24 protein-coding genes and 1 riboswitch are annotated in these 24,997 nt (G+C 42.1%); of the genes, 7 read left to right on the top strand and 17 right to left on the bottom strand.

What is annotated here, in order from left to right:
• Positions 1-115: 115 nt before the first annotated feature.
• From DESPCE1_RS0108305 to DESPCE1_RS0108220, 14 genes are all read right to left on the bottom strand, one after another.
• Positions 116-445 carry a tRNA-binding protein gene (locus DESPCE1_RS0108305; RefSeq protein WP_014793584.1) on the bottom strand — a complete coding sequence of 110 codons (330 nt, stop codon included), beginning with the start codon at positions 443-445 and terminating at the stop codon, positions 116-118.
• A gap of 154 nt (positions 446-599) precedes the next feature.
• The gene (gene ant(9), locus DESPCE1_RS0108300) at positions 600-1,388 is read right to left on the bottom strand and encodes an aminoglycoside nucleotidyltransferase ANT(9) (protein WP_019850155.1); all 789 of its coding nucleotides are present in this window, start codon (positions 1,386-1,388) and stop codon (positions 600-602) included.
• A gap of 96 nt (positions 1,389-1,484) precedes the next feature.
• Positions 1,485-2,210 carry a cyclopropane-fatty-acyl-phospholipid synthase family protein gene (locus DESPCE1_RS0108295; protein WP_019850154.1) on the bottom strand — a complete coding sequence of 242 codons (726 nt, stop codon included), beginning with the start codon at positions 2,208-2,210 and terminating at the stop codon, positions 1,485-1,487.
• A gap of 399 nt (positions 2,211-2,609) precedes the next feature.
• Complete coding sequence (locus DESPCE1_RS0108285; RefSeq protein ID WP_019850152.1) at positions 2,610-3,875, bottom strand: DEAD/DEAH box helicase; 1,266 nt, start codon at positions 3,873-3,875, stop codon at positions 2,610-2,612.
• Positions 3,876-3,992: 117 nt separating this feature from the next.
• Positions 3,993-4,898, bottom strand: coding sequence for an RluA family pseudouridine synthase (locus DESPCE1_RS0108280; RefSeq protein WP_019850151.1), 906 nt, complete (start codon positions 4,896-4,898; stop codon positions 3,993-3,995).
• 87 nt (positions 4,899-4,985) lie between these two features.
• Positions 4,986-5,801, bottom strand: a complete 816-nt coding sequence (locus DESPCE1_RS0108275; protein ID WP_019850150.1) for a M55 family metallopeptidase — start codon at positions 5,799-5,801, stop codon at positions 4,986-4,988.
• A 685-nt stretch (positions 5,802-6,486) separates the two neighbouring features.
• Positions 6,487-7,248 carry an MBL fold metallo-hydrolase gene (locus DESPCE1_RS0108265; RefSeq protein WP_019850148.1) on the bottom strand — a complete coding sequence of 254 codons (762 nt, stop codon included), beginning with the start codon at positions 7,246-7,248 and terminating at the stop codon, positions 6,487-6,489.
• Between the two features lie 1,181 nt (positions 7,249-8,429).
• Positions 8,430-9,260 carry a sialate O-acetylesterase gene (locus DESPCE1_RS0108250; RefSeq protein ID WP_019850146.1) on the bottom strand — a complete coding sequence of 277 codons (831 nt, stop codon included), beginning with the start codon at positions 9,258-9,260 and terminating at the stop codon, positions 8,430-8,432.
• A gap of 404 nt (positions 9,261-9,664) precedes the next feature.
• The gene (locus DESPCE1_RS0108245) at positions 9,665-11,419 is read right to left on the bottom strand and encodes a hypothetical protein (protein ID WP_019850145.1); all 1,755 of its coding nucleotides are present in this window, start codon (positions 11,417-11,419) and stop codon (positions 9,665-9,667) included.
• Positions 11,420-11,570: 151 nt separating this feature from the next.
• Positions 11,571-12,725, bottom strand: coding sequence for an LPXTG cell wall anchor domain-containing protein (locus DESPCE1_RS22980; RefSeq protein WP_172637596.1), 1,155 nt, complete (start codon positions 12,723-12,725; stop codon positions 11,571-11,573).
• 594 nt (positions 12,726-13,319) lie between these two features.
• Positions 13,320-13,403: riboswitch (cyclic di-GMP riboswitch) on the bottom strand.
• Between the two features lie 259 nt (positions 13,404-13,662).
• A complete protein-coding gene (locus tag DESPCE1_RS0108235) occupies positions 13,663-14,463 on the bottom strand; it encodes a transglutaminase family protein (RefSeq protein ID WP_019850143.1) in 801 nt (266 codons plus the stop codon).
• A 13-nt stretch (positions 14,464-14,476) separates the two neighbouring features.
• Entirely contained in the window at positions 14,477-14,692 is a 216-nt protein-coding gene (locus DESPCE1_RS0108230) for a hypothetical protein (protein WP_014793572.1), read from the bottom strand.
• Between the two features lie 133 nt (positions 14,693-14,825).
• Complete coding sequence (locus DESPCE1_RS0108225; RefSeq protein ID WP_014793571.1) at positions 14,826-15,263, bottom strand: hypothetical protein; 438 nt, start codon at positions 15,261-15,263, stop codon at positions 14,826-14,828.
• The gene (locus tag DESPCE1_RS0108220) at positions 15,250-16,491 is read right to left on the bottom strand and encodes a BTAD domain-containing putative transcriptional regulator (RefSeq protein ID WP_019850142.1); all 1,242 of its coding nucleotides are present in this window, start codon (positions 16,489-16,491) and stop codon (positions 15,250-15,252) included. The genes DESPCE1_RS0108225 and DESPCE1_RS0108220 overlap by 14 nt, the downstream gene beginning before the upstream one ends.
• A gap of 231 nt (positions 16,492-16,722) precedes the next feature.
• Here DESPCE1_RS0108220 and DESPCE1_RS0108215 point away from each other — a divergent pair, with 231 nt between their 5' ends.
• The 7 genes from DESPCE1_RS0108215 to DESPCE1_RS0108185 are packed head-to-tail and all read left to right on the top strand — an operon-like array spanning position 16,723 to position 21,179.
• The gene (locus tag DESPCE1_RS0108215) at positions 16,723-17,346 is read left to right on the top strand and encodes a class D sortase (protein WP_014793569.1); all 624 of its coding nucleotides are present in this window, start codon (positions 16,723-16,725) and stop codon (positions 17,344-17,346) included.
• Positions 17,347-17,376: 30 nt separating this feature from the next.
• Entirely contained in the window at positions 17,377-18,405 is a 1,029-nt protein-coding gene (locus DESPCE1_RS0108210) for a type II secretion system F family protein (RefSeq protein ID WP_019850141.1), read from the top strand.
• An 11-nt stretch (positions 18,406-18,416) separates the two neighbouring features.
• Positions 18,417-18,755 (top strand): hypothetical protein, encoded by a 339-nt coding sequence (locus DESPCE1_RS0108205; protein WP_019850140.1) that lies wholly within the window; start codon positions 18,417-18,419, stop codon positions 18,753-18,755.
• 15 nt (positions 18,756-18,770) lie between these two features.
• Positions 18,771-19,277 carry a DUF4860 domain-containing protein gene (locus tag DESPCE1_RS0108200; protein WP_019850139.1) on the top strand — a complete coding sequence of 169 codons (507 nt, stop codon included), beginning with the start codon at positions 18,771-18,773 and terminating at the stop codon, positions 19,275-19,277.
• On the top strand, positions 19,274-19,711 hold the full coding sequence (locus DESPCE1_RS0108195) for a hypothetical protein (RefSeq protein WP_019850138.1): 438 nt from the start codon (positions 19,274-19,276) through the stop codon (positions 19,709-19,711). The genes DESPCE1_RS0108200 and DESPCE1_RS0108195 overlap by 4 nt, the downstream gene beginning before the upstream one ends.
• Before the next feature lies 1 nt (position 19,712).
• Complete coding sequence (locus DESPCE1_RS0108190; protein WP_019850137.1) at positions 19,713-20,108, top strand: hypothetical protein; 396 nt, start codon at positions 19,713-19,715, stop codon at positions 20,106-20,108.
• A 15-nt stretch (positions 20,109-20,123) separates the two neighbouring features.
• Entirely contained in the window at positions 20,124-21,179 is a 1,056-nt protein-coding gene (locus tag DESPCE1_RS0108185; RefSeq protein ID WP_019850136.1) for a type IV pilus twitching motility protein PilT, read from the top strand.
• A 464-nt stretch (positions 21,180-21,643) separates the two neighbouring features.
• On the opposite strand, the gene DESPCE1_RS21240 is transcribed toward DESPCE1_RS0108185, so the two are convergent.
• From DESPCE1_RS21240 to DESPCE1_RS0108165, 3 genes are all read right to left on the bottom strand, one after another.
• A complete protein-coding gene (locus DESPCE1_RS21240) occupies positions 21,644-21,946 on the bottom strand; it encodes a hypothetical protein (protein WP_019850135.1) in 303 nt (100 codons plus the stop codon).
• A gap of 766 nt (positions 21,947-22,712) precedes the next feature.
• Positions 22,713-23,231 carry an AAA family ATPase gene (locus tag DESPCE1_RS0108170; protein WP_028305507.1) on the bottom strand — a complete coding sequence of 173 codons (519 nt, stop codon included), beginning with the start codon at positions 23,229-23,231 and terminating at the stop codon, positions 22,713-22,715.
• A gap of 431 nt (positions 23,232-23,662) precedes the next feature.
• Positions 23,663-24,946, bottom strand: a complete 1,284-nt coding sequence (locus DESPCE1_RS0108165) for an IS110 family transposase (protein ID WP_019850133.1) — start codon at positions 24,944-24,946, stop codon at positions 23,663-23,665.
• Positions 24,947-24,997: the final 51 nt, after the last annotated feature.

Below are 24,997 nucleotides of genomic sequence, written 5' to 3'. Positions count from 1 at the left end.
CCTTTAATACTCAGTATTTATGTGTCACTTGGGCAATTATAAAGTGCGGTTCCATGAAACGCACTTTCTCCGTATTGCTCATATTCACTAATCCACATTTAAAGAAGACTATGTATTAACCTAATCTATCACCTTTTTTAACAGGTTGCTCAGGTTTAATTAATACCACTCCTTGTGATGAATATACTCCTAATACTAATACTTCCGACATGAAATCTGCAATTTGTCTTGGAGGAAAGTTTACCACTCCTAAAACTTGCTTACCTATAAGCTCATCTTTTTTATAGCATTCCGTAATTTGAGCACTTGACTTCTTTATTCCAATTTCATTGCCGAAATCAACCCATAATTTATAAGCCGGTTTTTTCGCTTTTTCAAAAAATTCAACTTCAGTAATTTCTCCAACTCTAATATCTAATTTCATAAAATCTTCAAAAGTAGCCATGGAAATCCTCCTATTTTATATTTAATACGCAATATACTACTAATGTGCATCAATAGATAACTCATCTCAAATGGCATTGGACTTTATCCGCTTAAGCATAATATCCCCTTTGAGTCAGATGTTTTTTTAACTAATTCTAAATATTGATAACTGATTAGATATTAAGACAAGACTCTATAGACTTTTTCATATAATTAACGAGTGAAGCCACCTCGGACTCCAGTCTTTCCCACTTATCAACATACTCTCCTCGATAGGCTTTTCTAGCTAAATCAAGTAAAGATGCAGGCTCAGTGGGTAATTGAGGTATTGCCCATTCTGCTGCCAGATCTTTTGAGCTAATTTCACCGGTAGAGGCTGTCAGCCACATTCTGGCTAAAGTTAAAATCACATTGCGTTCGTCACCTTTAATATCCGCTATCAACCCAGGTAAAGATTCTTTAATCGCTCTTTGGATATCTGTCATTGGTACATGTTCAAGTATTTCTGTTGCTTTTGGTCCAGAAAGATTAATGCTATTTTTTCTTACTTGAGCCAATAGAATTGCTAAATCTGGATCATAAGTTGGTTGAGGAATTTCTCCCTTTACAAACTGCTCTCTAAGCCACTCACCATACATAAAATCATATCTGGGAGGAAAATGCCAAGGAACAGCATCTTTTTGATTTATGACTGTAACTTCAAGTGGTCTTATAGCATTTGTGTTTCCTATTTTCCCAGATATAAGCATTAGCCTATTTGTAAGATCTATTCGAGTTCTTTCAGATAAACTATGATTTGTTACCACCAAAATATCTACATCGCTATTAATGCGTAAACCTTCCATTACAGCAGAACCGTATAAATATACGCCAACTAATATACTATCAAGCAGCTCTTCTATAATTTTTAATGCTTGAATTGCTTCTTTCGGTATTTTTTTGTTATTCAAATCTATACTCAATTGGACTCTCCTTCTTCTCCATATATCTACTATACACATCAGGCCAATTTGGCCCGATGTTACTTCATCTTATTTTCTGCGTCTTGGTGATTAAGGTTAGATTACTTTAGCAATCAACTGAACAAGATTAAAATACTTTCCACCCTCAGCCTCCATCATTTTGATGTCCTCAGCGACAACGGGATGGTAGGCGGTCAGCCATTCACTCCACGCCTGGCCGCAACAGGCCATTTCACGAATGTCCACAATTTCTATGCCCTCTGCTTTCTTCCACAAATCTTTCCACCAGTCAATCGAGCGTATCGTCCTTGCTATCTCATCATTCCAAAACGGCTGCATTTCATCAGGAACATTTCCCCCAAAATCGTATTTTAGGCCGGGGATAGCCACGGCAATATAGCCGCCCTTTTTCACAAAAGGAATGAGCGACGGGAGCATTTCCTCCGTATCACCAAAATAATGGTAAGCATCCACGGTGAACAACAAGTCAAAATATCCGTTTGCGAAAGGCAGCCCCTTGGTCGCGTCTACGGAAATCGGAACGGCCTTATCATCAATCCCGATAGATTGAAAACGCTCATAGTTTTCAGTTGGCGAAATCCAAAGGTCGGCGGCGAAAACGGACGCGCCATATTTTTTTGCCAACAACAGCGTAGAAAGACCACACCCGCAGCCGAGGTCAAGGACTCGCATATTCTCATTGATGTTCAGGTGTGACGACAATTCCTCTGATAACCGCATGGCGTTTGGCCCCATCATTGTGGCTTTTAGGAACTCAACATTTTTATCATTGGACATAAACTGGTCTGTAAATGGATACATGGTGTTCTTCCTTTCTAATTTTCGCCTTATATCTCTTAATCATAATCCAATTATACCCTACTTCTTTAATAAAGACTCCCTACTAAACGATATAGAAACAAAAAAGCGACATGGCCTATTCGTTACGCCATGTCGCCTTTAAGGATCATCTATTATTTTCCATTTTGGATAATCTTATACACCGTTTTGGTGATAAATAATATTCGGTTGCCAACTGCTCAACAGATATACCGTTCTTGTATCCCTCGAAAATAGCCTTATTTCGCTTACTCAAAGAATTTGGCTGGTCAATAATTATAAATGGCATGTCACCATTCGTATCCAGGCTTCTCAACCACTCGCCTCTTCCTTGAAGCCTGTGGCTCAATAGCAGTGACGGGTTCATGTATATTACTTTGGTCAGGTAGTTGGCTTCGATTTATATGCACCTTGTTTGGAATAGGCTGCTGTTCTAGCTGTGGCGGGCTTTTGAGGCCTTGACGAAGCTGCTCGCTGAGATGTCTTTGTTTTTGGCTCGATAACGATGTTGACCAATGGATAGGGATGCTCCTTCACTTCGGGTAATGTTTTACCAATTCGTTTTTGAATGTCGCGCAATAAGGGCTTTTCTTCAAAGTCACAAAACGTGATTGCCTTTCCACCAAGACCGGCTCTGCCTGTACGGCCAATCCTGTGAATATAGGTTTCAGGCACCTCCGGCAGGTTGTAATTGATGACATGGGAAAGTTCTTGGATATCAAGCCCGCGGGCAGCAATATCCGTTGCAACAAGAATTCTTGTTTTCCGTTTTTTAAAAGCATTCAAAGCCTGCTCCCTGTTGGCTTGAGATTTGTTTCCGTGAATCGCTACTGCCGCAAATCCCTTTTTATTCAGTTCTTTTACTATTTTATCTGCACCATGTTTTGTCCGCGAAAACACGAGAACAGAATCATATTCGCTGTTTTTCAGCAAATAAGTCAACAGGGCCGTCTTGTTTGCCTTATCAACAAAATAGACTTCCTGTTCAATGATATCAAGCGGAGAACGTTCCGGCGTTATTGCAATCTTCACAGGTTCTTTTAAGATAGTATCCGCGAGCTTTTCTATTTCAACCGGCATGGTTGCTGAAAACAACATATTCTGCCTTTCCCTGGGAAGGTAAGTGATGATCCTTTTTACGTCGTGAAGCATACCCATATCCAGCATTTGATCGGTCTCATCAAGCACAAAATGTTCCACATGGCTTAAATCGATAAATCCTTGGTTGATTAAATCAAGCAGTCTGCCCGGGGTTGCCACCAGGATATCAATCCCCTTTTCCAGTTTCCTTGTTTGCGGGACCTGCCCTACGCCGCCAAAAATGACCAGCGTCCTTAGGGGCAAGTTGACCCCGTAGGCGGTGAAGGACTCTGCGATTTGAGTCGCCAGTTCCCGGGTCGGCGCGAGAACTAAGGCTCTGATCTGTTTTTTACCTTTTAGCAAACCCTGCCCCATGGCAAGGCTTTGCAAGATCGGAATCGCAAATGTGGCGGTCTTGCCTGTGCCTGTTTGGGCACATCCCAACAAATCCCGGCCCGCAAGCAAGGGCGGAATCGCCTCAGCCTGGATAGGGGTTGCCTCTGAATATCCTTGCGCTGTCAGAGCCTTCTGAATCGGATTGATTATCTTCAGTTCGTTTAATAACACCTGTTTCACCTTTAATCCTTTAATATTAATAAAATTGGTCGCTTTTCCGTCATGACCTATTTCCATAGCCAGTAGGAATGTTTTTATTTTAAACAGTTATGAATAGACTTAACCTATTCATAACTTTAATAACGCTTTAAAACTCTCTGGCACTTCTGTTTCAAAGCATAACCATTGATTAGAAAAAGGATGCCTGAGTTCCAGTTTGTACGCATGCAACCCTAATCGCTTCAAAGGGTTGGTTTTAGCACCATATTTGGTATCACCCACGACAGAATGCCCTAATTCCTTCATGTGCACGCGGATTTGATTCTTACGGCCTGTTTCCAATTGAATATTCAATAGAGAATAGTCCGGGGTTTCATTGATCACCTGATAATTCGTGATGGCCTCCAAACCGTCCCCCACCTTGGGGCTGGAATACACAAGCAGCGTCTTTGTTTCCTTGAGCCAGGAGCGAATTCTGCCGCTTTTTTCTTTAAGCCGTCCCTCCACGATTGCCACATAACCCCGTTGTGTTACAAGGCCGCCCCAATTATCTTGCAACGCTAGTTTAAGCTTTTCGTTTTTGGCAAACATCAGCACCCCTGAGGTGTCCCGGTCCAGACGGTGAACAATAAAGATACGGGCTTTCGGGTTAGTCCGGCGCACATAGTCTGTCAGCAAATGATAAGCGGAAACACTATTTTTATTATCGGTTATAGTCAACAAGCCAGCCGGCTTATTGATTACGATCAAATCAGCATCCTCATATAAAATTTGCAGTACATCTTTCTCTTTTTGCCCCCGAATTACAGAACGGACTATCCGGACTGTCTGTCCTTCTTTTAGGAGAAAGTCGTGCTGGGTAATGGCACGCCCATCCACAGTAACCTGTCTGTGTTTAAGCAAAGACTTTATGTTATTTCTTGATTGATTGGTTAACTTAAGTGTTAAAAAATCGAACAAACCACTGCATTCTGTTACAACGAATACTGTATCAGCTATCATTTTACTTTTCTTGCTAACCACGATTTGTGCCATTATGAAAAAGTCTCCTTCTCTGATTATCACGGTATCAAGAGTATGCCACTTATGTGCAATATAATATGTTGTTAATAGATAAATATATTAATTACTCTTTGCGATTTTTATCATGGCTGTTAATGCTCTATAACTATCCATAATTGTTTTTCCACTATACGATACACTATTGGGTCCAACAAGTTCTGCTCCAGGCATTATTGATGCAGATTCAGCTTGACCGCTGTTAAAGAAAGTAATTCTCATTTCATGTGGCTCTTGTACTTTTATAGGATCAATATTCCTTGCATTGATTAAGGCAACTTTACTTTTTTCTATTATTTTTTCAAATACTACAGATGGTGTTAAACATTTTGCTGCATACCTTCCATATGACGTTTTAACTACAACTGTTTCAATTGCGGCATTCACGTCTTTTACTTCCTCCTCCAGAATGTTGTCACCTGATACCAAAACAACTGGAACATTAAAATGACCCGCGACACATGCATTCATATAAAACTCTCCAACATCTTTACCATTTATATTTATGTTTGAAATCACACCTCCATGAAAAGAGTGACTCAAAACCCCGCTTACATTCATTCTGGAATGATAGCCTATAAATATTACTGCATCAAACGATGAATCTAATCCTTCCATCATTGCACCCTTATGGGATGAGCCAGTAATCAATTGAGCTTTATTGTTTAAAGATTCTATAAGTATATTAGTTCCAGCACCATGAAGATCATTAACAACGATTTCTGTTGCACCAACCGCAACAGCTCCTTCGATGGCTGCATTCACCTCTTGGGTCATAAGTTCTCTTGATCTCTGATAATCCCGCTCCCCAGGTAATACCTGATTAACAGCAACAATTCCGCTTATTCCTTCAATATCTGCTGAAATATATATTTTCACAGTATCACACCTTTCGTATTAGTCTTTAATAAAACATTAAAAAGAGAACATTCGATATTTTCCCAAGTAAATATTATCAAACAATGTCAGTCTAATATTATTATTAATAGTATCATAGAAGAAGAGTTATTTAAGCAAAATAAACCACTTGTTAGCAATTATTTCGACTAAAATTAGGGCCACACCATCTCGTTTCATGTGTTTTACATAAGTCCACTTAATCCCTCCAATATTACTATATTTGTTGCATATTTTGAAATCGTTGTGACCTAGCATAAAATTCAACCATCTTTTTTGCTTTCAAGTCATTTGTTAAATTAGTGGATTTCCCATATCCAAGGTACATTGAGGGGCAGGGTATACCACTGCAAGGTGCAAACTTTTTTGACAGTTTACCTAATGGGGGTGGATTATAAAGAATAAAGGACATAGCTATACCTGGATACCGCTGTGTCCCTAAAAAAGGGCGACTTGAATACACCCTCCGAAAATAGATAACGGCGGGTTTGACCTTTGTTTCAAAACCGCCGTTAGGCTACGTTATACTATTTGGGCAAAGCTATTCAGCCGCCGCAAGTCCGGCGTGACGGTGAATGTGGAATTATAATCCTGAAAATGCAACAAGGCACTTAACGAAATTATAACATAGGGTGTCTTACACTTTTTGGTTATTGAATTATTCCATTTACAACCATACTGCCCAGTCTCCATAATGGAACGTCCCGCTTCCGTGATGAAGTTTCCCCTCCTGTTTGAGCTGCCGAAAAGCATCTCGCATTAGGGTTAAAATTTCCGGTTTAATGTCCAGGCTGTGGTGTGCCGGGAATACCCGCTCCACTGGCAAAACGCAAATCTTCTCCAAAGATTCCAGATAAGCCGCCGGGTCTGTGGAAGGATAGTATGCAAACAAGGTGTCCTTATAAACAAGATCGCCGGTAAAAAGATAGCCGCGCTCTTTTTCCCAAAAGCACATATGCCCCGGGGAGTGTCCAGGCGTATGCAGTATTTCAATGACTCGACCGCCGATGTCAATCACATCGCCGTCGTGCAAGACCCGTGTGGGTGTACCTTGAAAAAACTCATAGGTGTTGACATCGTATCCATTTGGTAAATCACAACGATCAACCACCATATTACGAATCGTATCCATTGTAAGAGGGAACCCTCCCGAAAGCCAGTCCAGTTCCACCTCATGGGCGTAAAAATCAGGATAATATTTGTGCCCTCCGATATGGTCCCAATGAATATGTGTAGCTATGGCGGTTATGGGTTTATCCGTCAGCTTTTTCACTTCTTCGGATATGTCGCAAATGCCAAGCCCGGTATCAATAAGCAAGCTTTGTTTGCTTCCGTTCAAAAGGTAACAGTGCGTCTCTTCCCAATGCCTGTATTCGCTGATGATATATGTATCCGCGTCAACGCGGTCTATGGTAAACCAATCACTCATTATATTTTCCCTTTCCGTACTGCTCGATTGCATTCTGTGTATACTTCCGTACAAATTTGGTTTTCCGCTCTGTGTATCCGTCCCGATCATCCTTGAACGGGGCCCTTGCTAAAATGTCAACAATCGGTTTTGCCCAGATTTCTTTGATAGCCGACTTCCAATGTGATAAATTCGAACGGTCTTCGGCAGAAATGAGAACAAAAACCCCTGTTCTTCACGATACCAGTCCTTCCAGTATTCCTTGTGCTCCGTCAGCTGAATAGGGAACAGTTCCCACAGTTCCTGAAGCGTTATTTCCGACAACGGTTTACGCATCTGAACACCCGCTTTTCATATGAGTTCTTGTTTCATCCGGCTGGTATTCTGCAATCAAATACAACGCCCACCGGAAAAGTTGCCCGGAAAGCTGGTCAAAATCAGCTTGGGCCAAATTACCCTGCTGTTTTAGGGCAGCCGTAGTTTCAAGTATTTCGCGTTCCGGCTGCTGCACAACGGAAAGCAATAGGTTTCGCTTGATTCTTCACTTTCTAAAATTGAAATGCCTGCCTATTATCCACAAACTCTCTATGGAATTCTCTTTGAGAAAGAGGTTTCTTGTTATTAGGAGTTAACTGCACATACATTGTATAAGCTGCTGCTTGAATACTTATACGATCCTCTAAATGCAAAGCCTAAAGTCTTCAGTCTGATACATTACAATTTCAGAGTTCATATATACACTCCTACACGCTTTTCCTTAATTATACATGTTTTATCAGGATGTTTCCATTATTTTGCTGAAAAGAGGCTAAGCTCAAACCCTTTTTTAGAGGCTGAACTTAATCTATTTCTTTAAAATAATTTTCGAAAAAACGGTATGTCATCGATAATTTCGCCTGAAAATTCAGCCCCAAACAGATCAATATTTCTGGTGATCCTAACCATCCCCTACAATGGTCTAGAACAAAATCAGCAACAAAAAGGTATCCATTGACATTGAAATCGTTAAGGCTCTTTGGTCCCCCGAATCTCCTGCCGATGGCTGCACTTATTTAATTGTTTTGGGGTTATATAAAAACAAAAGCATCAACATTTATCATCCCAATGCCTTTAGTTTCACATTTTAAGAAAGATACGACTTAACTGACTCTAAAATAATGCTGCTACAACGCTACAAACTGGAATTTGTTTCTACCATATCCCTACGAAAAAGCCTTCATCAACTCTTCATAAGAAATCTTCCCCAAGGTAAATCTTTCTAGTGCTATATATGTTTTTTCCGATGAAGTATTCATCCTATTATGACATTTATCCACTAACTCTTTTTCATTTGTTAACGGTTCATATATATGTTCTTTTTTACGATACGCTTCATAGTATCTTATGCCAAATATTCTCTGGGACATAGCATTGATATGGATACCGTCTGGGTTAGATGTAAGTCCTTTAGCAGTAACATAATAGCAATTTTCATTCCCCTGTGCATATTTTTGAAGTACTTCGTTAATGAGTTGATATTCCACACACCCTGCACCAAATGCCACCTTACCCAAATAATCGCCCAAACCACCTATAATAAATGGAATATTAGGTACCGATAATTCTCTTCTTATTTCATTAAAGATTCTTAATATTTTTTCATAGTATTCTTTGTATTTTCCATCTTGGCTATCACTTTCCCCCTGATGCCATAGTATTCCTACCAATTCGCTATCTTCCATTGCAAATTTAGCTTCATTCATTGCATGACGAAATAATGTTCCATCTAGCGACCACTCATCAATGGCGCTACCACCTTCTGCACATGGAATGAGACCAATTTTTTCTCCCTCATTATCCTTACACCAAGCCTCCGCAAATGATGCCGCAAGTCCTACGCCCGCAACTGGTCTATCAAAATGAATTGGTTCAGTCATCATTTGCCATCTACCATTTCGCAACATCATAATTTTTTCATTATAAATCGGAGGCACTTCATGTGTAAATCCACGACCTGCCATATTTGATTGTCCAATTAGTAAAAGTGACTTCATTCTTTTCTCCTATCTACTAAATATTGATATTAATAAATTCCTGTTTATCATTATCTTACATCAACAATCTTTACTTCATAATATTTTACGTATATGCACAATTCACACTATATCATTGTACTCATTTACTTTCTATCTATATTTATAACTACTCCGCTCGGTGGATGTTACCCGCTGTCATTATCAAAATCTCCAATATCATCTACTAAATGCCCCAAAAAACGGGGTCAACCCCGTTTTTTGGGGCATTTTTTTCTTCAAACCACTACATATAGCGGTTGACCTGCCTTATTACCCTTCTTACCACATACGTCATCATTATTACGCACTCCACATGCCTTGAGTGTATAATAATGATGACGTACCCCTCTGATATCCCCTTGGCGGCGAGAGTATGCCTCTGTTTAATTGCCGTTATCGCCGCCAATCGGGATTTCATTTGCCTTTAATCTGTTGTGCAAATAACTGCAATACCCCGAAATATTATGTTCATTGTCATCGATTCTTGCCCGAAAAGAATGATGGCGTATAAAAAACGACCAAAGGATCTTTCCTGGGGCCTTGAAATACATGGCTACCTCCGGAAAAAAAAGCCCGTTTAGTTGATGTTTCACACGATGTTCGATAGCATCTATAAACTTGGAGTAGTCAAAAGATTCAAGAGTCTCAAGAAAAACATTTTCTCTTTTAAGCTTGTCTATCATGCAATAAGTTGCCATTAATAATTCAAGTAGCGTCGGATATGTAGTTTCCCTGGTTAAACAAAAATCCAAAATCCCACTGGCATTTCGTAGATTAAACGCAATATTTCGCTGTTCCGGTTTATATTTCATTAACTCATAGGAACAGTAGCTTAACCAATGGTCGCTATGTTTCCAATAATCATTTTTAATAAAATGTTCAAAGGCCTTCTCAACTGTATTTATCCATCGCTCATTTTTATCTATATCATATAGCCGCATTAAGGCGAAAGCAGCTTCGCCATCATAGTAAATAATGCGGTACTTCTCCTTAACAGATAGATCGGGGACGTTCAAGATATGGACAAACGACCCTTCTTGATCATCTTGGCAAAATCTGATTCCCTCTGCTAAATTCTGCATAATTGGAATGTATTTTTCATCATGAAAGACTCTCGTATATTTGGCAAAGGCCAGTATAGCCGCAGCATTGGCCCCCAGCTTAATTTCTGCATCTCCTTTTTCTAACCTTTCAATTACAAAGGCGATATTATTCTCATCATCATCTTTGAATAATTCAATTCCTTCATTCATTAGATATTCCAATGCACGTTTAATGCTGTCCTTTAGTTTTGGATCCTTATTGAATTCATATGCTTCAAGCATTGAATAAGTCGTGCTTGCGTGCCTTAATATGTTGTAATGAGGAACAATTTTATCAAAGCAAGGGAAATACCCATAACAAAATTTTCCGGTTTCATCAATCTGATTGGATAAGAAATTCGAAGCGTTACTTATAATATCTCTAAGTAATGCTTCATCAACCTTCTCTATTGACCGGCGCCCAACTTCATGCCCCTCACTGCACAAGGGATAGCATTTCATTCCATCATGGAAAAATCCGAGGGTGGTAAAGGTGTATATATAAGCAATGGAATTTTCATCAAACTGATATTTGTTTCCTGTATTCCTCTTGAGATAATAGTTGATATTCTTCCATACTAAATGCTTCTTTTTTTGATAGGAATCTTTTACATCGTATATAAACACATTTGAATTCACTTCCTGCTCTAAAAAAGATATATTAAACATATTGTCCAAGGAAATTCCTTCTCTAAAATAGTTTATCTTGATTTCAGAAATATATCTTATAAACTCTTGATATTGATACGCTTTTATTTTTCTGACGATATCTGCTTTTATCCAAATAGGATTGATCTCTGTCTCTTTGATTTTTTTCTTCATTAAGTCTACTGCATTTTTCCAACTGACTTCAACTGAGTTGCCTATTCCTTTCGTAACATAGGCTCTGGAGTTTCCGTCGCTAAAAGATAAAAAAACTACGTACTTTGGCTTGTTCGAAAAAAACAGTTCCATATTTTCTGACACAACGGTTTTTTGTGCAAATATTTGATCTTTCAATTCATCAAGCATTTTTTTTAGATCAGAATCGTCCTTAATTTTGTTAAGTCGGTTCACTTAAGTCTTCCTCTCTAACTTTCATCTTTCTTAGTCAAACCTATTGTTTTCATCTCTCTTAAACATTTTACTACACATATTGTTAAAAAAATCGATAAGGCCGGAATTAAATCACGGCCTTATCAGTCTATATTGGGTTATATTTCTATCATCATCTATGCTTTCTTAATTTTAATCCTAAGGCGGCCATTAAGGTACCTATGCCGTAGAAGAGCCCAGTTCCGGCACCACCAGTCTGAGGCAAGGCGCTTAATGGTACTTCTTCATCCAAAATCTCTATTGTACCCGCCGGTATTTCTTCATCTAAAATCTCTATTGGACCCACCGTTACTTCTTCATCCAAAACCTCTACTGGACCCGCCGGTATTTCTTCATCCAAAATCTCTATTGGACCCACCGTTACTTCTTCACCCAAAACCTCTACTGGACCCGCCGGTATTTCTTCATCCAAAATCTCTATGTCGGCGTCAGCGTCGGCATCGGCATCAGCGTCAGCGTCGGCATCAGCATCGGCGTCGGCATCAGCATCGGCGTCGGCATCAGCGTCGGCATCGGCGTCAGCGTCGGCATCGGCGTCGGCATCGGCGTCAGCGTCGGCATCGGCGTCAGCGTCAGCGTCAGCGTCGGCATCAGCGTCAGCGTCGGCATCAGCGTCGGCGTCGGCATCAGCGTCGGCGTCAGCGTCAGCATCGGCATCGGCGTCAGAGTCAGCGTCGGCATCGGCGTCGGCATCGGCGTCAGCGTCGGCATCGGCATCAGCGTCGGCATCGGCGTCAGCGTCGGCATCGGCGTCAGCGTCGGCATCGGCATCAGCGTCAGCATCGGCATCAGCGTCGGCGTCAGCATCGGCATCAGCGTCGGCATCAGCGTCGGCATCGGCATCGGCATCGGCGTCAGCATCGGCATCGGCATCGGCATCGGCGTCAGCATCGGCGTCAGCATCGGCATCGGCATCGGCATCAGCGTCGCTGTCAGAATCCGAATCGCTGTCGGAGTCCGAATCACTATCGGAGTCGCCATCGTCATTCGGAGTAAACCCAGACCCACCAGCCCATCTTACTTCATTAACAGAGCCTTTTCCTGTTCCAGAACCAAGCGTTATTTCTCGTATTTCGCCATTCACTGAATTCGAAACGGTAATTGTATATTTATTTATTACTGTATTTTTTCCGTTACCTTCTTGTACATAAATGTCAAACGATCCCTCAGGAATATTTCCTTCGGCAACAATCTTCCAATCCTTATTTGAATCAACAACAATTTTTAATGACCAAGAGTTCTCTGCGTCATCGCTACCTCTGTACATTTCGGAAGAAGCACCATTACCATTCGATGTGTGGTCGCCCTCAAAATCAACTTTAACATTACCCCATCCATTGCCGACTGTCTCTCCACCGGATTGGGAGAGAGAGGTATTCGAGGTTATTGCATAATTACCCACACTAGAAGCAGATACATTATTATTAGAGGCTGACCTTAGGCCGACATTTGATAAATCATCATCAGAATTAACATCTTGATAAACTGAATCATCAGCATCAGCATCAGCGTCAGTATCTGAGCCAGCGTCAGCATCAGCATCTACGTTAGTATCCGCGTCGACGTCAGCGTCGGTATCTGTATTTATATCGTATACAACCCCATCAACGATCAACAAACCATTCTCCAATTGACCAGAGTCATCACCAGGCTGTTCCTGTTGAATATTGGTATTAGCAAAGGCCATCGGAGTCTGTGCGATCGGTCCAAATGTTGCTATCGTAAATGCTGCAGTTGATGCTGTAAGTCTAAGCAACAATTTTCTTTTTTTCCTCTGGTTCCGTTCCCAGTTTGCCTGCTTTCTAGTTAAATCATTTGATAATCTTCTCGACAAAACCTTCATCCTCTCTACATTAGCTTGCAATGTAAAGGTGGGTTGCACTATTTGCTCCGCGTGTTTCAAGTGCCCATATAAGAAACACGTTTCAAAGCATCCCTTTAAGAATCTAAAAGCCTAAAATGATTCCTCGTCAGAAAAATGCTATAATTAAAACTCTTGCTATCATTATCTGTTTCGTCAGTCACATAGCAGTCATAATTTTGAAAATCAACTATTCTCTTTTTTGAGTTTCATCTATGAACCATTACCAGCATGTATTCAGATGCCGGATCTGGTCTTTCTTATTTGCTGCAAATAAAAAAACCACATGTTTCACATCCCTGTTTGACTCGGGAGAATGAAACATGTGGCAGTTGGATTGTCTTCAATATTCATACACTTTGTTAAAATCCTTAGCGTTCTTTACCATTGTAATCTTAGGATTCTTTGCGATTACCTGAAGATCATAGGTCGTGTCGATTACGATCCATTGGCCCTTGCTCTCGTCGTATACCTCATTCCACGCATGATAGCCGGCGGCATTTTTCGGAGCATATCCCTTAACTAATTTTGCAGGCTTTCCCTGACTTCTCAGCATTGCCGCATATAATGAAGAAAAATCGTAACATATCCCCTTTTTCTCGGCAAGGGTCTGATCAATTACCGGAAGATAATCGGTGGACAGCGTAGCAAGCTTGTTGTAATCATAGGAGTTGTTCTTAACCATGTAATCCCATAATACAGTAGCCTTCTTTCCCAGATCGTCGATATCCTTGGTGAGTTCCGCCGCTTTCGCGACGGCCTTGGAGTCCACATTCCAGTTGATAGTCTGAATCGAGGTCAGGTACACGGAATTGGGATTGGTTATCTTCACATCGACGCTCTTGGATGCAATCAGCTTGTAGGAGTTTCCGGAGGTATTGGCAAGAAGACTGATCTTATACGTTCCGTCGCCGAACTGCAGCGGATAACTTTCTGTCTTTCCGGAGCTGTTGATATCGTAGGTATACTTCTCGTCCTCTTTTTGAATCATTACCTTCGTTTTACCGCCCCCGTCATAGGTTATACGGATCACTCCTTTGCCAATGTCGCTCGTATTGAAATAATCGGCTGCAAATACTTCGGAAGCCCCGGCCATAATCCATATAACAAATGCAGCTATGCAAAGCAGTAATCTTCTTTTCATGCGTTCCGCCTCCTTATTTCCATGTATCCAAAGTATCTTCCGCGTCATCAGATTTGTTGCCGGCCACTGCTTCCATCATTAATTTCAGCATTTCCAATTCGCTTCTGAAGTTTTGGCACTTACCGCCTTCCGCCCATGCAATGCTGCCCTGCCAGGTAGCATTCTGCTGAAATTGTATTTGTATCGTAAACGTAGCCTTACAATCGTTCTTTTTTGTCGACTCACTCATAAGAAGCCCTCCTTAATCTATTATATACCTAACTGCTTGGTCAAAAAAAACATATTTTTTCATCGATCGTCTTAATTATGGGATGCCCCAGTCACAATTCAATCATAAAAGATACAATATTTATTTTTGCAGATTATTTCTTTAAGGTTTCCGCAATCATGCCTATCATTTCCAATTCACTGCGGAACCGCTTGGTTTTCTGTTCCGGAAGCCATGATAGTGTACCCTGCCAGGTCGAGTTCTGACGGAACTGGACGTGAAGAAGAAAGGCTGGCTGCTTGTCTTTCATCTCTTCCGGAGAAACTTCTCTGAGTCCGCGGGGCGGATGCTTCTCCTTCCTGGACGGCGACTCGCTGAAGCTTCTCTTCTCATGTGTCGCCTGGGGAAAATTGACGTAATCAAAAAAGTCGTCCAGAATGCTTAACATTTGTCTTATGCCCTGAAAATCGATGGCGATGGCGTAGGAATCGTTATAAAGAGTCCCCGCAACATCATGATTCTCCGTTGTCTCAATCATCACCTTAAATTTCGCGATGTTGCTCGAAATAGTACTCTTCTCAAATTGAAACATCTCTCTCCTCCAATTCGATCGGATCGAGTGACTGAAATTGCCCAAAAACTTCAATGCTGTTATGGAAGCCGCTTTCGTTGATCTTCCACACAAGTCTGTTCAATACCGTGTTGGCGTCTTCATATGTAAGGTTGGAAAGCAAGAGAAGAAACTGCGTCCTCCCGTATCTTGTAACGACGTCATCCTTGCGCAGGGAGGAAACGATGGCATTTTTTATCTTATCGAAGGTCACGTCCAGACTCTCTCTCGGAAGCTCCTTCTTGTTTTTACCCGTAACGGTGAGCAGTGCGATAAAAATAGATTTTCCCGACCGGAGCGCCGCTCTGGCCTCAAGCTGATAAATCATTTTAAATTGTTCATAATTACAGTAAACAGCGCCAAGGATCTTAGCCACTTCTTTCAGGTTATCCTTGATCAAGGCGATATCCTGGTTCAGGGCCGTATTTTTATTGGTCGCGTCGTGATAGAGCTTGGTTACCAGATCGGAAGGCCTGACTCCCAGTTCGTCATAAAACAATTTATTCACATAATTGTAATGATCGACGGCCTTGTCGTGATTCTTCAATCCGATCAAGGCTTTGAGCAAATTAGCATGGTTCGTTTCTACAAATGGATCGATGACAATCGCTCTGTGGCAGATTTCTTCCACTGATCTGAAATCCTCTCTTTCCAGCAGGATTTCACAGCAGGCGGCCACGGATTCCATATAGATGCGCTGATAATACACGTTAAAGGGAACGATCCACTCCTTGAACGAGGACTGAGGCATAAAATTCCCTTTATAAATATTGATCATTTTTCGATATCTGGTGAGAAGTTCATCTTTGCTCAGACTTTTCTGTTGGGTTTCCTTATAGACCGCTTCCAACTCATCCACATCGACAATGCACGGAACATTCTTATTCCATACGTAAGCGCCGTGCTTGTAAAGGATAACCTCGTCTTCCAGATCGAGTGAATTCTTCAGCGTTACTCTCAGCCTGTAAGCGAGGTTCTTTAGCGCATTGGCGGGATCCTCAATTTCATCATCCCTCCACAGGGCCTGGATCAGTCCGTCCATTGAAATTTCATTATGGCGGTTCACCATAATATATTCAAGAAGACTCCAGATCTGCTTTCCCCTGACCTTATCTCCGGATAGCATCCGGTCGTTGCTGCAAAATGAAAAATCACCGAGCATCCGGATCTCAAGAATCCTCTTATTCACTTTGCTTCCGGTCTTTTCCATCAAATTGCCTCTCCTTCAATAATTTCAAAAAATATTGCGAGTCAATATAATGAATTATAATGGGTCAACAGATTTATAACTATTATTATCTACTACTTTTTTCTAAAGATCAATATTTCCTGGTAAAAATATGATATAATTTGCAAAGGTATCCCGATTCAATAGAATATACTCTCTTAATTCCTTATAATGCTATAATAACGAAATGAAACTCTGACAGGAATGATCTGTATGAAAAAAGTTTCGACCTGGCTCATCATAACAGGAATCATCATCATTCTCATACCGATCGCCGGTTCTCTGTATACAGGCTATCAGCAGGACAAACTTTACGATGAATATTTGAACACTCAGGAAATGAGAAGCTCAATAGAGGATTTGGATACTGCCTTTACTTCTGTTCCCTCCGATTCCTCCCTATCCGAAGAACCTGCGAAGCTGGCGGTCCCGGCTTATAATCCCACAGTCATCGGACGCATCAAAATCCAAAGTGCATCGATCAACCTTCTTCTGGTGGAGGGCACTACTTCCAAGGACCTTAATTGGGGTGCCGGACATCTTACTGCAACGCCGATGCCCGGTGAAATCGGAAATTCCGCCATTGCCGGTCACAGGAACCATACCTTCGGCTCCCTTTTCAGCAGATTGGGAGAGGTGGCAATCGGCGACCGAATCACCGTCGAGTACAATAAGACCGAATACATCTATGAAGCCTATGAAATACTCACCGTACTTCCTGACGACACCTCGGTATTGGCACAAACAGACGATGCTGCCATTCTTACCTTGATCACTTGCGCTCCCAAGGGATCCGACACGCACAGGCTGATCATACATGCGAAACTTATCTCTTAAGATTTTCCTATCGACAATGGAGGTAATGCTATGAAGCAACTTTCATTCAGGGATCTTGCCGTTTTTTGCGAGCAGATTTCCATGATGATTCGCTCCGGGATCATGCTGCATGCCGGCATGCAGATGATTGCCGATGATACGTCAAACGTACAAAAAAAAGCTATCTTTCAGGATGTCTCAACGCAGCTTGCGAAGGGTGACATGCTGGATGTAGCTTTGAGATCCTCTCCTGTCTTTCCCGAATATATGATCCATATGGTGGAAATAGGTACAAGCTCAGGCAAACTGGACACGGTATTGACTGCTTTGTCCGCCTACTACAACCGTCAGCAGTCGATGAGAGATCACATCAGAAGTGCAGTCGTGTATCCCTTTGTTTTGATTTTAATGATGTTAATCGTTCTAATTTTTCTGGCCGCCAAAGTCCTTCCGGTCTTTGAACAAGTTTTTAAAAGCCTGGGAACACAGATGTCCCCTTGGGCCTCCCATATCATGAAAATCGGCTCTCTCTTCAATCAGTATTCGCTGGTGCTTGTTTTGCTGTTTCTACTGCTTGTAGCCGCAGGACTTTTCATGACGAGGATGGAATCAGGCAGAACTGCCTTCACAGGTTTTCTGATGGGTAAAAAAACATCGGAAAAATTTGCTGTGGCAACCTTCACCTCTTCCATGGCCCTCATGCTGTCCAGCGGTCTTGATCTGGAGCTTGCCATGCGGCTTTCTTCCCAGGCAATTTCAGACCGAACCGTAGGGAAAAAGGTAGAGGGCGCCAGGGCACTGATGGCCGAGGGTGCGCTGCCTTTCATCGAAGCGCTTCAAAAATCCGATCTCTTATCCAATGCGATGACCGGACTGCTTTCCATGGGATATCAAGCCGGTTCGGTGGATTCTGCAATGGAGTACATAGCCGGGATCTATGAAGAGGAATATCAGACTGCTTTGATGAGAAAGGTCGCTATGATCGAGCCCGTTTCGATCATTATCGTTTCAGTGCTCATCGGTTCGATTCTAGTGTCGGTAATGTTCCCTCTTCTCGGTGTGCTTTCCACCATTGGATAGGAGTAATTGTGATGAATAGTAGAATAAAAACATTTGATAAAAATGGCGACAGTTTTTGGAAGAGCTTAATATTGCCCGTTCTGATTTTTCTCTGCCTCTTGCTTTTCCTGTACGCAGGGATCGGCAACGCCTCTGCAGCATCCGATGAGGAGAGCCGATTGATTCTGCAGAATGCCGTTCTGAGGGCAACGGTCCAGTGTTATGCCATTGAAGGAATGTATCCTCCGAATATAAACTATTTAGAAGACAACTACGGGGTCATCTATGACCATGAGCGATTTATCGTTCACTACGAAGTCTTTGCAGGAAACATCCTGCCCGATATTACCGTAATCGATTCCTCGATGTGACAGGAGAGGTAGAATATGGACTACAAATTCAAATGGAGCATACATAATAGATCTCTGGATTTTATTTTTATTCTGGCGCTCCTCTGCGTTTTCGCTTTTGGATCTTTGATAGCGGTTATTCTCGGAGCAAATATTTACAAGGGGATCAAGGAGAATATGGATTCCAACTTTGAATTCCGAACGCCCCTTTCCTATATCGGCACAAAGGTACGGCAAAGTGATGTTATCGATTCGATCCGGATCGTCGAGAAGGAAGGAGTCGATGCTCTCGTGCTGGAGCAACCAGAAGGTGGAGAGATCTGCCAAACCTGGATCTATGAATATCAAGGTTCTCTTTATGAGGTATATATTGAAAAGGGTACGCCATTTCTGCTTGAAGAAGGACTTGCGATCATTCCCAGCTACGGACTTGAATTTGATTTGAAGGGCAATCTGCTGGATATCAAAACCAAAGACCATAATGGAAAAACCCGCGGTCTGTCTCTGTCCTTCCGAACGAGCCAGGGAGGAGGATCGCAGTGAAATTCAAAGGAATGTCAAGAGCCCACCTTTTTTTGATCGAGCTGATTATTGTTGTTTTGTTCTTCTCTTTCGTCGGAGCAGTCACGATCCAGGTATTTGCCAAGGCGTTCCGTCTGGCGGATGATACGGTCGCTTTGAACGGAGCCGTTCTGGCAGTGCAAACGGCGGCCGAAACGGATAAAACCGCCCGGCTCGCGGATATTCTTCCAACAATAAGGACCACCGGCTATACAGAAGATTGGGAAGCTGTTGATCCTTCCGGAGCGATGTATACCGTGACCACTGAAGTCACTTTCCAGCAAAGGCAGGTCGGAACAATGGTCGTTTACAATTACACGGCGATGGCAGACGAGAAAATCATTTACCGGTTAACCGCCAAAAAATATTATGCAGAACAAATAGGTATCGATGCTTCATCCGGCGAGGTGGACTGAAATGGATAAAAAGCTGAAAATGGGTGTCGGGATCGGCGGCCCATCCATCATCATGATTTTTGTCGCCCTGTGCCTGACAACACTGGGCGCTCTTTCCCTTATGACTGCCAACGCAGACTGGAAGCTGACTCAAAAAGCTGCTGACGCTTTAACCGAGTACTATGCTGCGGATAATGAAGTAGAAGAAATTCTGGCGTCCGTAGATGCCGACTTAAAGACAGGCCACCCATTGGAGAGCGATTCCTTTGTCATACCGGTCTCGGACAGGCAAAACCTGATGGTAGAACTAAAATCAGAGGGCACCCGCTATACGATCCTGTCACGTAAGATCATGCCCGCATCACAATGGGATTATGATCAATTTAAGACAGAATTTGACGATTCGATTACGGAATAGAAAGTGGGTGTTGTTTTGGATCTGAAAAAATATCTGGCAGATGCCGTAAATGACCATGCCGCAGATATTTTCATCATTGCAGGCAAAGAGATTTCCTATTCCTCAAACGGAAAAATCATATCCATGGGGGAGAGGCTTCTGCCGCCGGATACGGAAACGATGATCTGCCAGATCTATGACTTTGCGGGGAGAGACATCGACATTCTGAAAAAAGATCATGACGATGATTTCTCTTTTTCTCTCGCCAACGTGGGGCGGTTCCGGGTCAATGCGTTTATGCAAAGAGGTTCCCTGGCTGCGGTGCTGAAGGTGGTACTGTTTAAGCTGCCGGATCCCGAGGTCCTCAGGATACCAAAGCAGGTCATCGATCTCTATGCAAAGAATAAGGGATTTATTTTGGTTACAGGGCCCACCGGAAGCGGCAAATCCACGACTCTGGCCTGCCTCATTGATAAGATCAACAAGACTCGGGAGGCTCACATTATTACTTTGGAAGATCCCCTCGAGTTTCTCCATAAACATGATAAAAGCATCGTGAGCCAGCGTGAGATCTACATGGACACCCCCAGTTACGAAAGGGGACTCAGGGCTGCCCTGAGAGAGGCTCCCAACGTGATACTGCTGGGGGAAATGCGAGATTTTGAGACCATCTCCATCGCCATGTCGGCTGCGGAGACCGGTCAATTGGTATTCTCCACTTTACACACTTTAGGCGCCGCCAACACGGTGGACCGTATCGTCGACGTATTTCCGGCCAATCAGCAGCGGCAGGTGAGGATCCAGCTTTCCATGGTGCTGCAGGCGGTCATATCCCAGCAGCTGATCCCTTCTACGCAGGGCACCCTTGTCCCCGCATTCGAGGTTATGCTGTGCAATAACGCGATCCGGACCATGATCCGGGACTCCAAATCCCATCAGATCGATTCGACGATCTACTCCTCGGCAGATTATGGAATGGTCAGCATGGACACAAGCTTGCTGACCCTGTACGAAGAAGGATTGATTACCGCGGAAAACGCCTTGACGCATAGCCTGTATCCTGATGCAATGAAGAAAAAGTTAGGTTTATAGATCGCCTCCGTGTTGGTTGCTTTCATAATTTTGGCGCCCGGCTCAGGTATCCTGCCGATTTCATTCGCACTGTTGAGACCAGGAACATCGCTTTTCCCGCTGCCTCTTGTTAAATTTTATAAACAGAGTACGACAACTGCAGGTTCTTTGGGACCTGCAGTTTTATTTTTATAGGAAACGGTATTTGTCAACGTAGTTGTCGCTAAACTCCAATATTCATATGTAACCTGAATTATTCACGGTTCTTTTGAAAAGATAGTGGTATATTATATTATCCGGTTAAAATCCAATGCTCAATTACAACGTCTTGCGGAAGAATATCGTTCTTTTTCTAATCCTTGTGATATTTCAATGGCACTATTCGTCATCGCACTCAACGTGGGTTGGGGCCAGGTGATGACACTAATACGCAGAAGTAAAGGGTTTTATATAAAGATAAACTCCTTTATACTCCCTTATACACTCTATTGATTAGGTTCTATTTCAAACAATTTCCTAGCAAAATCATACTTAACAGATACATCCTCTATAATTTCGGTATTAGCATAGGATAAATTAGCATCAAAATTAATCTCTTGATTGTTATTCCAAATAACATTGGAAATTGAAGAATAGTTTTCGTTGTCAATTCTTATGAGTACCTCATATCCTTTCTTTGCTCCGAATAGTGTTCTTGCACTGCCAATTAACTCCGGACTTACCATACCATTTATCTCATCAATAATAAATATATATTCACTTTTATTGGAGCAAGTATTCACAGCCATTAATTTTCTATCAGGAGAAAGAAAAATCTCTTTAATATACATAGATGGGTTTGAGAAAGAATATCGACAGCAAAAGAAGCTGCATCTGCTACCTTTTTTTCTTCACTTTTGATAAATGGCTCCAGTGGTTGCATCTAACTTAGATTTTTAAATTAACAAAAATCCCCCTAAACTCATCGTCTAAGGGAACAGAAACACACCTATATATTCTCTTAAGATACCTTCAATCCAGCTATTTCAACTATTTCCTTTCAATCCTTACTACCGTCTCCAATATGCCTTGAGGATACAAAAATGATGTCATGAAGACCCACTCATTCCTTGGTGGAGTCTGATACCTTACTTACTGTTTTGCAATTCGCTCAGTTTATGAATTACATCATCTAGTTCAGTGAATTTTTATACTTTCTTTGATAAAACTCGTAAATTTTTTCATAAAAGTTGTATTTTCGTCACAAATCTGACTATTTAGTTTAATGCTATCTAAAATGTACTTTACTAAATTCTCTTTTCTAATTAATGGGGCATATTATTATTATTCTTGATTAATTCAAGAGTGTTTGTAGAAATCCGATATTAACATTCCATAAATAAAGCTATCCGTCCATTCTTCCTTATTCCAATAGTCTTCAATAAAGTGAGCCTCTTTACGCATTCCGACTCTTTCACAAAGCTTAGCAGATGAAAGATTTCTAGCATCTAGATTTGCTTGTATGCGATGTATTTTCACTATGTTTTATTAGGCATATAATTCTCTCCAACTCTATTATTCCGCAAAGTGTAACAAAATGTCCTCGACTGATTGTTCGGGGGACTGTTCCGAGGTATCCAGCCAAAAGCCTATTTTTGGAGTCTCCTTCATGAAATCCGCATACAAAGCCTCTACCGTAAAGCCAGTATAACCGATCTTTCCCCGCATTTTTTCACGCTTTTTTACAGTCTCTACATTCGGGCAGAGTACTATTATTTGAACAGGATAGTCCTTCAACATATCCAATATGCGGGATATTTCTTCTCCGTAGTAGTTGTCCTGCAAAACAACGGAAAATCCGTTGTCATAATAGGTTTTTCCAGCATCTGCGGTCAAGCGATAGCGCAGATGCAACTGCCGGATAGCCTCATCGGACGGCTGTGCGGACATCTCGGCACGTCCTGATACAATCATTCGGCGAAACACATCGCCGCGCAGATGCACACCTTTTTCCATTTTTGAGGCAAGCAGTTCCGCAACTGTTGATTTTCCAGACGCCATAACGCCAGTGATTAAATATATTGCTCTTTCCAACATAGAGCACCTCCCTATAATATTTTTTGATTTTCTTTGAATATCTCGCTTTTTCATAGAATTCCTTACCAAACAAACTAGCTCACCACGGATAGAATTCGCATAGAATGCCTAATTCAGAGAATTTGGGTATAGCAAAGCAAACGTCTGCTTTTTTGGCATATGTTGGCCGTTGTAAACCCATTATTCTCACGGTGGTAAACCTCCCATGTCTAACAGGGTCAAGGTTAAAACCTGCCCTAAATTCCTTCGTTCCACCTATCCATGATTGGGTGTCAGTTATGCTCCTCAACCGAGTCTTTGCTCTAATGGTGAACTATGCGACTGACTACCAGCTCTTTTGTCTTGCTAGGTTACCTAGATTGTTCGCTTCTGGGGTGACGCTTTAACCCAAAGATCGTTTGTTTCTTATGGTTTCGCTACTATTCCTCTTACGCAGCTAAATACTCAGCTGGGCGATGTATGTCTGTAATGAGCTTCTTCGGGTCATAGTCTGTACCCTTTGTTAATAGGGCATAAAACACCCGAATCAGTTTACAGCTTAAGGCAATTAACGATTGTTTCTTCTTCAGAGGGTTCTTACTCCTGGTCGTATAGTAGTTGTGTATCTCTGCAAACTCTGCGTTTTTTGCGACGAGTGGCATTACTGCCTGAAATAGAATCGCCCTTAGTCGTGCGCGGCCGCGCTTGCTGATCGTGGTCTGTCCTTTGTGCTTACCCGAGCTACTCTCTCGCAAGGCTAAGCCCGCAAGTTTTTGAATTTGCTTTGGAGAATTAAAACGCTTGATATCCCCAACTTCGGAGAGAAAACCTGCCACAGTAACAAGGCCAACACCTTTAATTTCAAGTAACTTGGCTACTTCGGGGATTTGACAACACAACCCATCAATGGTTTCAGTGACTGCCTGATATTGTGCCGTTTTAGTGTGATAGTCTTGGAGTAATAGCTGAATTTCCATTCGGGAACAAGACTCTCCTTCGGTGCAACCAATGCTCTTCTGAGCAGCTTCATACAGGCTCTTAGCCCTTTTCATTCCCACTGCTCTCAACTTGTTGTCTCTCCAAATTCGGTTTATTCCTTCTACTCCCAGCCTTTCAATGTCCTTAGGTAGCGGAGCAACTTGCAATACCAGCATGCTACTTGTGGCATCAAACTTTCCAAATACCGTTTCATGCTCGGGAAAGTAGATTTTCAGCCACCGCTGAATGCGATTTTTTATACTGTTCAATTCCTTTTGGATGCGCATTCTGCAAACCATCGCTATTCGCAGTTCTGCATAGATCCCTTCCGGTATATAGGGTTCATTGTATCTACCCTCAATGACCAGCTTAGCGATGGTTTTGGGGTCCTTTGCATCCGTTTTGCTGGGGTGGTTGTCATCAAGCTCCTTACTACGCTTTACATGGAATGGGTTGACGAGGACTAACTTTATGCTTTGCTCTTTTAGGTAGGATGCCAGGCCAAACCAGTAATGGCCGGTTGGCTCTGCGCCTACCACTGTACAGTCCTTTTGTGCTTGCCTTTTTAAATGTTCAATCCATGCGTAGAAATCCTTGAATCCTTCAGCACTGTTTTCAAACTTGAATACTTTGCCTAGCTCGACTCCTCGCCAGTCGAAAGCCCTGGCGTAATGAAGCTCGCTGGCGATGTCCACTCCGATCACAATACTTCTTTCGGATAGTTGCTTTAGTTTCTCATTTTGTGTAAAATTCATTTGGGATGACCTCCGTTATTTTGATTGGATTCTGTTGGCCAACAGTCCTTT

The organism is Desulfitobacterium sp. PCE1 (assembly GCF_000384015.1).
GTDB lineage: Bacteria > Bacillota > Desulfitobacteriia > Desulfitobacteriales > Desulfitobacteriaceae > Desulfitobacterium > Desulfitobacterium dehalogenans.
This window is presented reverse-complemented; position numbering and strand designations above follow the sequence as displayed.

Excerpts from the sequence above, each read along its gene's own strand:
- DESPCE1_RS0108215 (WP_014793569.1), top strand. The coding sequence starts at position 16,723 with ATGAAAAAAGTTTCGACCTGGCTCATCATAACAGGAATCATCATCATT.
- DESPCE1_RS0108295 (WP_019850154.1), bottom strand. The coding sequence starts at position 2,210 with ATGTATCCATTTACAGACCAGTTTATGTCCAATGATAAAAATGTTGAG.
- DESPCE1_RS0108220 (WP_019850142.1), bottom strand. The coding sequence starts at position 16,491 with ATGGAAAAGACCGGAAGCAAAGTGAATAAGAGGATTCTTGAGATCCGG.
- DESPCE1_RS0108225 (WP_014793571.1), bottom strand. The coding sequence starts at position 15,263 with ATGTTTCAATTTGAGAAGAGTACTATTTCGAGCAACATCGCGAAATTT.
- DESPCE1_RS0108305 (WP_014793584.1), bottom strand. The coding sequence starts at position 445 with ATGGCTACTTTTGAAGATTTTATGAAATTAGATATTAGAGTTGGAGAA.
- DESPCE1_RS0108235 (WP_019850143.1), bottom strand. The coding sequence starts at position 14,463 with ATGAAAAGAAGATTACTGCTTTGCATAGCTGCATTTGTTATATGGATT.
- DESPCE1_RS0108200 (WP_019850139.1), top strand. The coding sequence starts at position 18,771 with ATGGACTACAAATTCAAATGGAGCATACATAATAGATCTCTGGATTTT.
- DESPCE1_RS0108210 (WP_019850141.1), top strand. The coding sequence starts at position 17,377 with ATGAAGCAACTTTCATTCAGGGATCTTGCCGTTTTTTGCGAGCAGATT.
- DESPCE1_RS0108190 (WP_019850137.1), top strand. The coding sequence starts at position 19,713 with ATGGATAAAAAGCTGAAAATGGGTGTCGGGATCGGCGGCCCATCCATC.
- DESPCE1_RS0108250 (WP_019850146.1), bottom strand. The coding sequence starts at position 9,260 with ATGAAGTCACTTTTACTAATTGGACAATCAAATATGGCAGGTCGTGGA.
- DESPCE1_RS0108205 (WP_019850140.1), top strand. The coding sequence starts at position 18,417 with ATGAATAGTAGAATAAAAACATTTGATAAAAATGGCGACAGTTTTTGG.
- DESPCE1_RS0108280 (WP_019850151.1), bottom strand. The coding sequence starts at position 4,898 with ATGGCACAAATCGTGGTTAGCAAGAAAAGTAAAATGATAGCTGATACA.
- DESPCE1_RS21240 (WP_019850135.1), bottom strand. The coding sequence starts at position 21,946 with ATGGCTGTGAATACTTGCTCCAATAAAAGTGAATATATATTTATTATT.
- DESPCE1_RS22980 (WP_172637596.1), bottom strand. The coding sequence starts at position 12,725 with ATGTACAGAGGTAGCGATGACGCAGAGAACTCTTGGTCATTAAAAATT.
- DESPCE1_RS0108165 (WP_019850133.1), bottom strand. The coding sequence starts at position 24,946 with ATGAATTTTACACAAAATGAGAAACTAAAGCAACTATCCGAAAGAAGT.
- DESPCE1_RS0108230 (WP_014793572.1), bottom strand. The coding sequence starts at position 14,692 with ATGAGTGAGTCGACAAAAAAGAACGATTGTAAGGCTACGTTTACGATA.
- DESPCE1_RS0108265 (WP_019850148.1), bottom strand. The coding sequence starts at position 7,248 with ATGAGTGATTGGTTTACCATAGACCGCGTTGACGCGGATACATATATC.